Annotated in this window: 13 protein-coding genes; 6 read left to right on the forward strand and 7 right to left on the reverse strand. The window is 66.6% G+C overall.

Features of this window, described 5'->3' with window-relative positions:
• Positions 1 to 16: 16 nt before the first annotated feature.
• Together VLK31_RS18230 and VLK31_RS18235 are read right to left on the reverse strand one after the other, a co-directional pair.
• Positions 17 to 868, reverse strand: coding sequence for a hypothetical protein (locus tag VLK31_RS18230; protein WP_409169838.1), 852 nt, complete (start codon positions 866 to 868; stop codon positions 17 to 19).
• A 94-nt stretch (positions 869 to 962) separates the two neighbouring features.
• A complete protein-coding gene (locus VLK31_RS18235; protein WP_409169839.1) occupies positions 963 to 2,297 on the reverse strand; it encodes a hypothetical protein in 1,335 nt (444 codons plus the stop codon).
• Positions 2,298 to 2,453: 156 nt separating this feature from the next.
• On the opposite strand from VLK31_RS18235, the gene VLK31_RS18240 reads away from it, so the two are divergent.
• The 4 genes from VLK31_RS18240 (at position 2,454) to VLK31_RS18255 (ending at position 5,774) form a co-directional block, all read left to right on the forward strand.
• A complete protein-coding gene (locus VLK31_RS18240) occupies positions 2,454 to 2,900 on the forward strand; it encodes a PaaI family thioesterase (protein WP_409169840.1) in 447 nt (148 codons plus the stop codon).
• Between the two features lie 152 nt (positions 2,901 to 3,052).
• Positions 3,053 to 4,255: an ammonium transporter gene (locus tag VLK31_RS18245; protein ID WP_409169841.1), complete on the forward strand. Its 1,203-nt coding sequence runs from the start codon at positions 3,053 to 3,055 to the stop codon at positions 4,253 to 4,255.
• 171 nt (positions 4,256 to 4,426) lie between these two features.
• Positions 4,427 to 5,362, forward strand: a complete 936-nt coding sequence (locus VLK31_RS18250) for a succinylglutamate desuccinylase/aspartoacylase family protein (protein WP_409169842.1) — start codon at positions 4,427 to 4,429, stop codon at positions 5,360 to 5,362.
• 28 nt (positions 5,363 to 5,390) lie between these two features.
• Positions 5,391 to 5,774 (forward strand): hypothetical protein, encoded by a 384-nt coding sequence (locus VLK31_RS18255; protein ID WP_409169843.1) that lies wholly within the window; start codon positions 5,391 to 5,393, stop codon positions 5,772 to 5,774.
• A gap of 96 nt (positions 5,775 to 5,870) precedes the next feature.
• Here the strand turns inward: VLK31_RS18255 and VLK31_RS18260 are convergent, their stop codons facing one another.
• The 3 genes from VLK31_RS18260 to VLK31_RS18270 all read right to left on the reverse strand — a co-directional run bounded on the left by VLK31_RS18260 (position 5,871) and on the right by VLK31_RS18270 (position 8,495).
• On the reverse strand, positions 5,871 to 6,824 hold the full coding sequence (locus VLK31_RS18260; RefSeq protein WP_409169844.1) for a restriction endonuclease: 954 nt from the start codon (positions 6,822 to 6,824) through the stop codon (positions 5,871 to 5,873).
• Positions 6,825 to 6,990: 166 nt separating this feature from the next.
• On the reverse strand, positions 6,991 to 7,893 hold the full coding sequence (locus VLK31_RS18265; RefSeq protein ID WP_409169845.1) for a peptidoglycan DD-metalloendopeptidase family protein: 903 nt from the start codon (positions 7,891 to 7,893) through the stop codon (positions 6,991 to 6,993).
• Positions 7,894 to 7,934: 41 nt separating this feature from the next.
• Positions 7,935 to 8,495 carry a pseudouridine synthase gene (locus VLK31_RS18270; protein ID WP_409169846.1) on the reverse strand — a complete coding sequence of 187 codons (561 nt, stop codon included), beginning with the start codon at positions 8,493 to 8,495 and terminating at the stop codon, positions 7,935 to 7,937.
• A 309-nt stretch (positions 8,496 to 8,804) separates the two neighbouring features.
• On the opposite strand from VLK31_RS18270, the gene VLK31_RS18275 reads away from it, so the two are divergent.
• Entirely contained in the window at positions 8,805 to 9,107 is a 303-nt protein-coding gene (locus VLK31_RS18275) for a hypothetical protein (RefSeq protein WP_409169847.1), read from the forward strand.
• A gap of 84 nt (positions 9,108 to 9,191) precedes the next feature.
• Here VLK31_RS18275 and VLK31_RS18280 read toward each other — a convergent pair whose 3' ends face one another.
• Complete coding sequence (locus VLK31_RS18280; protein ID WP_409169848.1) at positions 9,192 to 11,009, reverse strand: glutamine--tRNA ligase/YqeY domain fusion protein; 1,818 nt, start codon at positions 11,007 to 11,009, stop codon at positions 9,192 to 9,194.
• Between the two features lie 149 nt (positions 11,010 to 11,158).
• On the opposite strand from VLK31_RS18280, the gene VLK31_RS18285 reads away from it, so the two are divergent.
• A complete protein-coding gene (locus VLK31_RS18285) occupies positions 11,159 to 11,506 on the forward strand; it encodes a hypothetical protein (RefSeq protein WP_409169849.1) in 348 nt (115 codons plus the stop codon).
• A 90-nt stretch (positions 11,507 to 11,596) separates the two neighbouring features.
• Here the strand turns inward: VLK31_RS18285 and VLK31_RS18290 are convergent, their stop codons facing one another.
• Positions 11,597 to 12,436, reverse strand: coding sequence for a LytR/AlgR family response regulator transcription factor (locus VLK31_RS18290; protein WP_409169850.1), 840 nt, complete (start codon positions 12,434 to 12,436; stop codon positions 11,597 to 11,599).
• Positions 12,437 to 12,458 lie beyond the last annotated feature (22 nt).

Below are 12,458 nucleotides of genomic sequence, written 5' to 3' on the forward strand. Positions count from 1 at the left end.
CGCAGGCCCCCGCGGTTCAGTCCAGCGCGAACAGTCCTCCCGCAGCCTCGTCCAGCGCCGCCGTGCGGCGTGAATCAGGCCGCGGCCCGGCGGCTGCCAGCGCGCGCTGGTACAGCGCGATGCGCGTGGCCGACACCGGCCGGCACAGCGGCCTGGCCAGCGTCTGCGACAGGCCGCGCTCCGGCACCACGTAGCGCCCCGGGCTGAGCCGCGCGAAGCGAATGTAGGCCTGCAGCGCAAAGAGCATGTCCGTGTGCAGCGCGTCCATGCGTTTTTCGGCGTCCTTGCCGATCTGCGCATGGCCCTTGGCGTCCTTGCTCACCGGCAGGCCGAGGATGTCGGCCATGTCCACCTCATAGTGGGTGAAGTCGCCGTACGGGCGCTTGCAGTCGATCATGAAGGTGCGCCAGTTGGCGTGCTGCAGCAGCCGGATGTGCTCGGCCGTCACGTCGAACGCCGCGCGTTGCGCAAAGGGCGGCAGAAAGCCGTAATGCCCGGGCGCAAAGCTCGCGTGCAAAAAGAAAGCCGAGGTCACGTGCACGAAGCGCTCGAACTCCGGCGACACGGGCGCGCCGCCGTCCAGCGCCTCGCCGAGCTGCTCCAGCGACAGGTCGGGCGGCACGATGGCCGGCGCGCCAGATTCGCAGTCGATCCATTCGGCCCGGCTGCGGCGGAACCAGTCGATGTCTTCCTGCGTAATGGCGATGCTGCCGAGGGCGATGCCGCCGGGAGCGGTGGGCACTGCGGCGGCGGGCGGCTGTGCTTTGGTGGCAGCGTCGGCCGGGCTTTTCTGCCCGCAGCCCGAAGCGGCAAGCAGGGCGCAGGCGGCCGAGAAGGTCAGCGCACCTCGCCGATGGATCCATCTCACTTTTTGTTCTCCCTTGGAATTGCGCACACGGCGTTCGGGCGCCCAACAATGCCATGCGGGCCTGACGCCCAACTGAGGACGCTGCAGGGCGTCTTCACCACAGCAACGCGCGCTCGGGGTTCTTCCACAGCAGCCAGCGCTGTTGCTCCAAGTGCCCGCCGTTGCCGATCTGCCCCGGTGCCTGGCGACCGGTGTCCAGCGCAATCACGCAGACAAAGCCCGCGCAGGTGGTCGCCACCAGCGTCTTGCCGTCGTCCGACACGTCCATCGCGCCCACGGTCGAGCCGATGAAGTGCTGCCAACGTGCCTGCCCGTCTTCACCGAAGGCGCGCAGGTAGCCGCGCGCGTCGCCGACGATGAACTCGTCGCCGCGGTGCACGCCCGCATACACGCGCGCGCCGTCTTCGAGCGTGGGCGTGCGCGGGTCGTCGGCGTAGTACTCGGTGTTGAGGCCGGGCACGTCCTTCAGCTGCACGCCCAGCGTGGCGCCGTCGTAGAAGTGGCAGGCGTTGAGCACCAGGCGATCGCTGCGCCGGTTGAACAGCGCAAAGTGCGGGTACTCGCCGACCGGGCCGATCTGCGCCTGCAGATTCAGCGCCGCGTCGAACACCAGGTGCCGGCCGTCCTGCCCGCCCACGGCAATCCACTGGCCGTCGGGCGACACCGCGCCGTGTTCCATCGACAGGTCGAGCCCGAAGTACTCGGGGTCGAAGTCGTCTTCGGCCAGTTGCTCCGCGAGGTCTTCGCTGCACGGCATCAGCCGGCGCGCGCCCTGCGCCGACAGCACGAAGATGCCCGAGGTGCTGACCAGCAGCACGCGCTGCCCGTCCGGGAACGGAATGAGCTGCGTGGGCCGGGGCGGCGCAGCGAAGCGGGGCGCGGGCACGTTGTCGGGCAAGGTGGGCAGGTCTTCCAGGCCCGTGGGCCAGGGGCACAGCGCCGTGGTCGGGCCTTGCCAGCCGTCGGTCACGCGAATGCCATCGGCCTGCGCCACCGCGAAGAAGCGGCGCGCGGGGCAGCGGCCGAAGAACTCGACGCCTTCGACACGCTCGACGCTGTCGCCGGTGATGTGCACCACATGGCCGTCTTCGTGGCTTGCGCCGATGCGTGCGAGCACCGAGCCGTCGTCCAGCAGGGCCACCGTCGGAATGTTCTGGCCGTGCTGTTCGAGCCGGGGAATCAGCGGCTCGTGCGCCGGTGGCCAGTCTTCGCGGAACGCGGCGCGCGCGGCTTCGTCGGGCTGGGCTGCGTTGTGCGCCTTCAGTGCGGCGAGCAGCGGGTCGAGCAAGTGCGCGGTCTTCAACATCTGCGGCTCTTTGCCGGCGGCGTCCCAGCCGTCGCGCAGGCCCGCGTCAACGTAGCGGTTGACGGCCTGGGCGTAGCTTGTGGTCTTGAGTTTCCATTCCTGTTGCGGCGTCAGATCGGTCATCGGGCCCTTCGTCCAAGTTGCATGGTGGGCGCAAAGTTTCGCATGCACGCGGCTGTCGCCAAGGCAACCGCCGGCGCGGTTTCCGTCGCACGCGCGACGATGAATGCAGGTGCCGCTTCCTAGAGTGGGCGCATTGCTTCAAACCCGGGACACACCATGCTCGACACACTGCAGGCCATCAACCAGACCGCCGGCTTCAACCGCTGGGCCGGCTTCGAAGTCACCAGCGCAACCAAAGGCGAGGCCGAGTTGCGCATGGATTTCCGCAAGGAAGACATGGGCCAGTACGCCGGCTTCCTGCATGCGGGCTTGATCGGCGCGCTGCTGGACACGGTGAGCGGCTTTGCGGCCGCCACGGTGGCCGGCCGCGTGCTGGCGTCGCACTTTTCGGTGAACTGCATTTCGCCCGCCGTGGGCCGGACCTTTGTGGCGCGCGGGCGGGTTGTGAAGGCGGGGCGCAAGCAGGTGTTTGCGACGGCCGAGCTCTATGCGCAGGGGGAGGGTGATGCGCTCAAGCTCGTGGCGACCGGGAATGCCATCCTTGTTCCGGTGGAAGAGCCTGCGGCTAACCCGGCTGCCGAGCCTTCAGCCCGAACTGGCTGATACGGTGCGTCAAAGCGCGTGATGAGCCCTTGTTTGGGTCATTACGCACCATCAAAGCTCTTTCAGGCACCATTTTTGCTTTCTTTGGCCGCCGCTCCGACTGATTCGGGTGCGTTGCACCAATTCAAACCAAAAAACTGCAAGAAGCTCCCATGGACGCACTCAAACAGGGCGCAGATGCGCTGTTCATTCTTCTCGGCGCCATCATGGTGTTTGCCATGCACGCCGGGTTTGCTTTTCTGGAACTGGGCACGGTGCGCAAGAAGAACCAGGTCAATGCGCTGGTGAAGATACTGGTCGACTTCTCGGTGTCGACCATCGTGTACTTTCTGGTGGGCTACGGCGTGGCCTACGGCACGCATTTCTTCGTGAGCGCGACCGAACTGGCGGCAAGAAGCGGCTACGAGCTGGTGAAGTTCTTCTTTCTGCTCACCTTCGCGGCGGCCATTCCGGCCATCATTTCAGGCGGCATTGCCGAGCGCGCCAAGTTCTGGCCGCAGCTCATTGCCACCGCGGTGATCGTCGGGTTCGTCTATCCGCTGTACGAGGGCATTGCGTGGAACAAGCACTTCGGCATTCAGGGCTGGATCGCCTCGCTCACGGGCCACGAGTTTCATGACTTCGCAGGGTCGGTGGTGGTGCACGCCGTGGGCGGCTGGCTGGCGCTGCCGGCCGTGCTGCTGCTGGGCGCGCGCCGCAACCGGTACCGCGGCGACGGCTCGCTCAGCGCGCACCCGCCATCCAACATTCCGTTCCTGGCGCTGGGCGCCTGGGTGCTGTGCGTGGGCTGGTTCGGCTTCAACGTGATGAGTGCGCAGAGCATCGACAAGATATCGGGCCTGGTGGCCGTCAACTCGCTCATGGCGATGGTCGGCGGCACGCTGGTGGCGCTGGCCATGGGCAAGAACGACCCGGGATTTGTGTACAACGGCCCGCTCGCCGGCCTGGTGGCCGTGTGCGCCGGCTCCGACCTGATGCACCCGCTGGGCGCGCTGGTGGTGGGCGGCGTGGCGGGTGCCATCTTCGTCAAGATGTTCACGCTCACGCAGAACAAATGGAAGATCGACGACGTGCTGGGCGTGTGGCCGCTGCACGGCCTGTGCGGCACCTGGGGCGGCATTGCGGCAGGCATCTTCGGCACGCAGGCGTTGGGGGGCATTGGCGGGGTGAACCTGTGGGCGCAGCTGATTGGCACCGTCATGGGCGTGGCATGGGCCGGGCTGGCGGGCTGGGCGGTGTACGGCGCGCTGAAGAAGGCGGTGGGGCTGCGGCTGACGCAGGAGGAGGAATACGACGGAGCCGACCTGTCGATTCATCACATTTCGGCGACGCCGGAGCGGGAGGTGAATTGGTGAATTGGACCTTGCGTGAAGCGTATCGGGGCTGAATACGCTTCATTTTTGAAGCGTATTTGCCTGGATCCGGTTGAACAGATCGTGCAAGGCATGGGCGCCCAGCGGTTATCAGCACAAACGCGCGCCCTGTAGCAAACTCGCCCGACCGTTCCGTTCAACTTCAACCGCCCCATGACCCAATCCCCCCCCGCCCTCGAAGTCCTCCCCCGCGACCTGTCTGCCTACCGCGAGGGCAACGTCGGCATCGACTACGTGCACCGCTTCGAGTCCGGCAAGCCCGGCCCGCACGTGCTGATCAACGCGCTCACGCACGGCAACGAAATCTGCGGCATGACGGCCGCCACGCACCTGCTCGACAACAACGTGCGCCCGCAGATCGGCACGCTCACCGTGGCCTTTGCCAACATCGACGCCTACGAGTCGTTCAAGGAAGAGTCGCCGTACGACAGCCGCCAGATCGTGCACAACCTCAACCGCATCTGGTCGCCCGAGTGGCTGGACGGCACCGAAGACAGCCCCGAGCTGCGCCGCGCGCGCATCCTGCGCCCGGTGGTGGACGCGGCCGATCACATCCTGGACATCCATTCGACCAGCCAGCCCGTGGTGCCCTTCTGGGTGTACCCGGCCTTCGAGCGCAACGCCAAGGTGGCGCTGGCCATTGGGCGCCCGTCGGTGCACCTGGTGATGCCCGATGGCCTGGGCTCGGGCACGCCGCTGATCCAGTACGGCAGCCACGGCGGACCCGACGGCAAGGGCGTGGCCATGGTCGTCGAGTGCGGCCAGCACTTCTTGCGCTCCGCGTCGGAGCTGGCGACCGCCGTCACGTATGACTTTCTGGCGTACTTCGGCCTCGTCGAAAAAGACCCGGCCACGCCGGCGCCCGAACCGCAACGCAGCTTTCAGCTGCTGCAGACATATGTCATCAAGTCGGAAGACTTTGCATTCGTGCGCCCGCTGATCGGCTTCGAGACCTTTGCCAAGGGCGAGCTGATTGCGACCAACGGCGACGAGGAAATTCGCGCGCTGTGCGACGACTGCACCATCTTCATGCCCGCGCAACGCACGATCGTCGGGCGCGAGGCGGTGTACCTCACCAAGCCTTTGTGAGGCCGGTGCTTTGAACAGGGCACCCGCCATGAGCCGCTGGCGCGTGGCGGGGCTGGTGTTCGTGTTTCTGTGGTTCGCCATTGGCGGCGTGGCGCATTTCGCGCTGACCGAGACCGAGATGCGCATCGTGCCGCCGTACATCCCCTGGCCGCGCGCCGCCGTGCTGGTGAGCGGTGTGTTCGAACTGCTGGGCGCAGCGGGCTTGCTGTGGCGGCCGACGCGGCGGGCTGCGGGCGTCGGGCTGTTCCTGCTGACGCTGGCGGTGACGCCGGCGCATTTCTACATGCTGCAAAGGCCGGAGCTGTTCGCGAACGTGCCGTACTGGGCGTTGGTGGTGCGGCTGCCTGTGCAGGTGGGGTTGCTGGCGTTGATTGCTTGGTGCACAGCGCGGCCGAAGGTGCTCAACGGATGAGCAGGTGCTGCGGCGTGTCCGCGGTGCCGCAGCAGGCTTTGGCTTCGCGGCCATCTTGGGTGAACGTCGGTCGATTGCTCATGGCCCGCCTTGCGATCAGGCCGCCTCAGCAGATGCCTTGGACTTTGGAATCGTCCTGCCTCGGCACTTCGGATAGTTGGCGCAGCCCCAGAAGCTGCTTTCATTTTTGGTCGAAGTTCTTTCGACCATCTTGCTGCCGCAGCTTGCGCACGTGGGCCGCCAGTAGTCGCCTTCGTAGGCCACTGCGAGCAAGTCCGCCTGTTGCTCGGGTGTGCGCTGACCGATCACCTTGAGCAGCGCGGCGCCGTCTTGTGCGTGAATGCCGTTCGTCTTGGCAAACGCTGCGGCTTCTGCGGAAAAGGTCGAGCTCGTCACATAGGTGCCGCTCTTCAACTGATGCGAAGCCATGACGCCGAAGAACTCGCGCATTTCCTTCACGCCCACGGGCTTGCTTTGCCAGTGCTTGCATTGGACGATGCGAGGCACGTCGCTGTGCCTGGAGCGCAGCCAGATGTCGACGCCGCCATCGGCGCCGTGCGACTGGCTGCTGGTGGTGAAACCGGCCTGCGCGTAGAGCGCTTCGCACAGTGCTTCGAAGCGGCGCCATTCGATGGCGGCGAGTACAGCGGAGCTCCATTTCTGCTCGCCCGGCTGGGCGGATTCCGGCGGTGGTGGCGCGGATCGAGCAGACGCAGGTGCAAAGGCAGGCTCCGACCGCGCGGCGGCTGGCGCCGATGACGCAGGCCGGGCAGCTTTGGCGGCAGGCCGTTCTTGTGGAACGCGTTCCACAGTGTGGAGCGCAGCTTTGCGGGCGACGAGGTAATGCAGCCCGAGCAACACCGCGCCGCACGCCAGCGCCGCCCAGCCTGCGGGACGAAGCGCCGGGCCGAGTGTGCCGACGATGGAGCCCTGAATGAAGCGTGGCCCCGCCAGCAGCAGGATGCCGACGACGACCACCGTCCACCCCTTGTCTGCCAGTTTTATGCGTGCGCGCTCACGGCGCCGCCCGGCTTTTGTTTGTATTGCCATTCCTCGCCCGCCCTTGTTTGAGTAGCGCGAGTTTAGAAGCGGGGGTGACACATAGAACTCAGGGTGACTACTCAATTCGCATTGCGCAGCGGATCGTTGCGGCTCACACAGGTACAGCCTCGCGAAGCGCGTGTGGCAGAAGCGCGATGAAGCGGCTTGCCTGCTCTCAACCCGCAACAAACAACGCCGGATCCACCATCGCCCGGTTCAGCATCACCCCCCAATGCAGATGCGGCCCCGTTACCCGCCCGGTCGCCCCTACTGCGGCCAACGCTTCCCCGGTCTTCAGCACGTCGCCCACCTTCACGTCGACGCGGCTCAGGTGGCAATACATCGTCAGCAGACCGCCGCCATGGTCGAGCCACACCGTGCCGCCGTTGAAGAAATAGTCGCCCGTGTCGATCACCTTGCCCGGCAGCGGCGCCAGCACCGGCGTGCCCGTGCCCGCCGCAATGTCCATCCCGCTGTGCGGATTGCGCGACTGCCCGTTGAACACGCGGCGCAGGCCGAACGAGCTGGAGCGGCGGCCCGGCACCGGCACGCGCATCTGCAGCGCGGCGTCGGCGCGCAGGTCGGTGAGCGTGGCCATCACGACGGTGAGGTGGTCGCGCTCTTTCACGTAGCGCGCCTCGTCCTCGGGCGACAGGTCGACCGTGCGCGGCGCCACGGTGAGGCGCTGTTCGCGGTACTGCTTGGGCGAGACGGCGTAGGCGACCTGGCGCTCGGGCTTGCCTTCGGCACGCACCGTGATGCGGGCTTCGCCGGGTTCGGCCGCGAGCGGAATGCCGACCAGCGCGGTCCATTCGATCGGGTCGCCGAGCACCAGCACGGGCACGTCGCCGGCGAAGGCCTTGGGGCGCGTGGCGGCCGGGCCGAGCGACAGGCGCGCGACGCCGCCCGGCACCTGCGACGCATGCGGCCACACGTCGGGCACCGCTGCTTTCTTTGTCTTGGCCGAGGTGGCGGCGCTGGCGTGCATGGCCGGCAGCGCAAGCAAGCCGAGGGCGCCGAGCAAGGTGCTGCGGCGGTTCAGCTTGACGAAGGGCAGGTCTGAGAAAGGATGGTTCATGTGGATGAAAAGGATTCGGATGAGGGTTGTGGCGCGGCGGCTCAGCTCGCGCGCTGTTCCAGCCAGGTGCCGGGCGCGAGGCCGTCGAGCGTGTAGGGCCCGATGGCGGCGCGCACCAGGCGCAGCGTGGGCAGCCCCACGGCAGCGGTCATGCGCCGCACCTGGCGGTTGCGGCCTTCGCGGATCGCCAGCTCCAGCCACGCGGTGGGAATGCTCTTGCGCTCGCGGATGGGGGGCTCGCGGCTCCACACCTCGGGCGGCGGGTCGAGCAGGCGGGCGCGGGCCGGGCGCGTGAGGCCGTCGTTGAGCTGCACGCCGCTGCGCAAGGACGCCAGCGCCGCCTCGCTCGGCACGCCCTCCACCTGCACCCAGTACGTTTTTTCCATCTTGAAACGCGGGTCGGAGATGTGCGCCTGCAGCTTGCCGTCGTCGGTGAGCAGCAGCAGGCCTTCGCTGTCGGCGTCGAGCCGGCCGGCGACGTACACGCCGGGCAGGTCGATGAAGTCCTTCAGCCCGCGCCAGCGGCCCTCGGGCGTGAACTGGCTGAGGACGCCGTAGGGTTTGTTGAAGCGGATGAGGCGGGAGGAGGTCGGCAAATTCATGGGCTGGGGGCAGCGCGTGGCGCTTCGGCCAACTGCGGCTGAGAGTCTCTCACCAGTTGCCGCGCGTTTTCCGCTGGCTTCGTAGCAAAGAGAAAAAGCAGCTCGGTTTTCCGTATGAAGGCTGCAAATCCGCTTTCATACGGAAAAACTTTTGAAGTCAACGGTCTTGCAAAACACGCGCGCCGCCGCTGGCGGTTTGGGTTCATAGGTCGGCGGCGGGCCACGAGCGAGAGAGTGGCTGTCCTGCACCGCATATGCGTTTGGCGCGCCTAAATTCTCAGCAGCACAGCAAACAACAGGAAACCCCAAATGACGATGCGAAGGCTCATCCAACTCGCGAGCGTGGCAAGCGCCGGCCTCCTGCTGGCCGCTTGCAGCAGCACCTCCCTTCGCGTCGGCGGCGCGCCTGATGCCAGCGTGAAGAACTGCGTGGCAGTCGCGGCGCGCGAACTGCGGGTACCGCCGGGCAGCATCATCGTGGACAGCGGCTCGACGCCGCGCGATGGCGTCTACACGATCAACTTGAAGGTCGGTCCGCAGGGCCGCTCGGCCGTGTGCACCACCGACGAAAACAGCGCGGTGCTGGGCGTGGTCTACAAGCGGCCCGAATAAACGCACCGCACACAAACGCGCCGCAAAAAGAAAAAGCCGGCGCCATCACGGCGCCGGCTCTTGCCGATGATTGCGCGCCGGGCCTTACTTGCCCCAGCTGTCCCGCATCCCCGCCGCGCGGTTGAACACCAGCTTGCCATCCTTCGCATCGCGCACGAAGTACCCGTGCCGCTCGAACTGAATGCCCACCCCAGGCTCAGCATTCGCCAGCGAAGGCTCCACAAACGCCGAGCACACTTCCAGGCTCGTCTTGTTCAGCTCTTCCAGCAGCTCGCCGCTGCCCGGGTTGGCTTCCGAGAACAGCCGCTCGTACAGCCGCACCTCGGCCAGCACCGCATCCGCCACCGCCACCCAGGTGATGTTGCCCTTCACCTTGATGCCGTCCGCGCCGGGCGTCCCGCTCTTGGTGTCGGGCACCAGCGTGGCCTGCACTTCGACGAGCTTGCCTTGCGCGTCCCGCGTGGCGCCGGTGCATTCGATGACGTGGCCGTACTTCAGGCGCACCTTGTTGCCCGGGAACAGGCGGAAGAAGCCCTTGGGCTGCACGTCCTCGTAGTCGGTGCTTTCGATCCACACCTCGCGGCCCAGCTTGAACTCGCGCTTGCCCATTTCGGGGTGGTGCGGGTGCACGGGGGCGGAGCAGTCGTCGAGCACGCTTTCATTCTTGTCGGGGCCGCCCATCAGTTCGCCCCAGTTGGTGATGACCAGCTTGACCGGGTTCAGCACGGCCATGGCGCGTGGGGCGACCGGTTCCAGGCTGTCGCGCAGCGCGGCTTCCAGGCTGGCGTAGTCGATCCAGCCGCCCGACTTGGTGGTGCCGCTGCGTTCGCAGAACAGGCGCAGCGCCTCGGGCGTGTAGCCGCGGCGGCGCAGGCCGGCAATGGTGGGCATGCGGGGGTCGTCCCAGCCGTCGACATGGCCTTCTTCGACCAGCTGGCGCAGCTTGCGCTTGCTTGTCATGACGTGGGTGACGTTCAGGCGCGCGAATTCGTATTGGCGCGGGTGCGGGCTGGCGATGAGGCCGCCTTCGGCTAGGCGGTCGAGCAGCCAGTCGTAGAAGGGGCGCTGGTCTTCGAATTCCAGCGTGCAGATGCTGTGGGTGATCTGCTCCAGCGCGTCTTCGATCGGGTGCGCGTAGGTGTACATCGGGTAGATGCACCACTTGTCGCCGGTGTTGTGGTGGTGGGCGCGGCGCACGCGGTACAGCGCGGGGTCGCGCATGTTGATGTTGCTGCTGGCCATGTCGATCTTGGCGCGCAGGATGGCGGCGCCGTCGGCCACCTGGCCGTCGCGCATGGCGCGAAAGCGCGCCAGGTTTTCTTCGGCGCTGCGGGTGCGAAACGGGCTGTTGGTGCCGGGGGTGTTGAAGTCGCCGCGGTTCGCGCGCACTTCGTCGGCGGTTTGTTCGTCCACGTAGGCCAGGCCGGCGCCAATGAGGTATTCGGCCGCTTCGTACATGAAGTCGAAGTAGTTGCTGGCGAAGTACTCGTGCGGCTGCATGGTGCCGGGGGCGCTGGGGCGGTCGGCCAGGTAGGTCTCGTAGCCGAGCCACTTGACGGCGTCGCGGATGGAATCGACGTACTCCTGGTCTTCTTTTTCGGGATTGGTGTCGTCGAAGCGCAGATGGCACACGCCACCGTATTCCCTGGCCAGCTCGAAGTTCAGCCAGATGCTCTTGGCGTGGCCGATGTGCAGGTAGCCGTTGGGCTCGGGCGGAAAGCGCATGCGCACCTTGGCCGGGTCGGTCATGCCCTGGGCGTGATGGGCGGCGCTGCCGGGCGACCCGCCCCACTTGCGGCCCGCGTAGGCGTTTTGTTCGAGGTCGTTCTCGATCACGTGGCGCAGAAAATTACTCGGTGCAGCGGTCGTTTTGGCGCCGTTTTTGTCGGTCGGGGAGGTCATTGGGTCATTCTAGAGGGCGGTTCTCAGGGTTTACCTTTGGCAACATTCTTCACATTGCCTCGTGCACCCGGTTTGCAATTGCAGCGTTCAATACACACATGGGCGGTTCACACCCGAACCCGGCCCACCGATTCAAGGAGTCCAACATCATGAGCCTCACCCGTTCTACTTTCTTCAAATGGGCCGCCGCAAGCGTCGTGGCAGCCGGTGCATTGTTCGCAGCCACCTCGGCCAGCGCCCGCGGTGACGTGAGCTGGTCCATTGGTGTCGGCGTGCCAGGCGTGGCGGTGGGCGTGGGCGCACCTGCCTACTACCCGCCGGCTCCGGCTTACTACCCGCCAGCCCCCGTGTACTACGCACCGCCGCCCCCGGTCTACTACCGCCCGCCGCCGCCTGTGTATTACCGTCCGGCCCCGGTGTACTACGGACCGCCGGCGTATTACGGCCCGCGCTACTACAACCGCGGCTACTACCGCGGCCATGGTCACTGGCGTTGAATTGCGGCCAAATTGCCACGAAATTCGTGACTGAATGAAAAAGCCGGCTCTGAAAAGGCCGGCTTTTTCTTTGGGCGCGCGCTTGCTAATTCACATTGCGCGAAACAGATGGGCGTAGAGCCGGCTGACCGGAATTTTCTCGGCGCGCCCGCGCAGCATCAGGTGCATCTTGCCGGCCTCGTCGCGGTGCACCGACTCGATGGCCGCGCTGCGCACCACCACCGCGCGGTGCACTTGCCAGAAGGTGTCGGTGTCGAGCTGGGGCAGCAGTTGCTTGAGCGGCGTGCGGATCAGGTACTCGTGCGTGGCGGTCAGCACGCGCAGGTATTTGTCGGCGGCCTCGAAGTACAGCACCTCGTCGATGGGCACCATGCGCACGGTGCTGCCGCCGGCGTCGCTGGCGGCAATGATGCGCAGCGGGGCAGGTACTGCTGTGCCGGTCGCAGCACCCACAGCGCCCGCAGCGCCAAGTACCTGGCGCCATTGCGCGAGCGTTCGTTCGAGCGCCTCGTCGGCCACGGCTGGCGTCGGCGCCGACGGCCTTGCACCCAGCGCCTGCTGCAGCCGGCCGACGGTCTTGCGAAGCCGCTCGGGCTGCACCGGCTTCAGCACATAGTCGATCGCCTGGGCTTCGAAGGCGCGCGCAGCGTATTCGTCGTAAGCCGTCACAAACACCAACTGCGGCATCGGCGCCTCGTCGGTGGGCCAGCAGTCGGCCAGTTCGGCGGCGGCGCCCAGGCCGTCCATGCCGGGCATGCGGATGTCGAAGAACAGCACCTGCGGCAGCAGGCGCAAGGCCTCTCGCACGGCGCTGCGGCCATCGCCTGCGGTGGCGACCACCTGAAGCTCGGGCCAGGCGGCGGCCAGTTCGGCCTTGAGGGCCAGGGCGAGCAGGGGCTCGTCTTCGGCGATGAGGGCGGTGGGGTGCATCGTTGTCTTTGTTGTTTGTCAG

This window comes from Variovorax sp. H27-G14, assembly GCF_046156345.1.
Taxonomy (GTDB): Bacteria; Pseudomonadota; Gammaproteobacteria; order Burkholderiales; family Burkholderiaceae_C; genus Variovorax.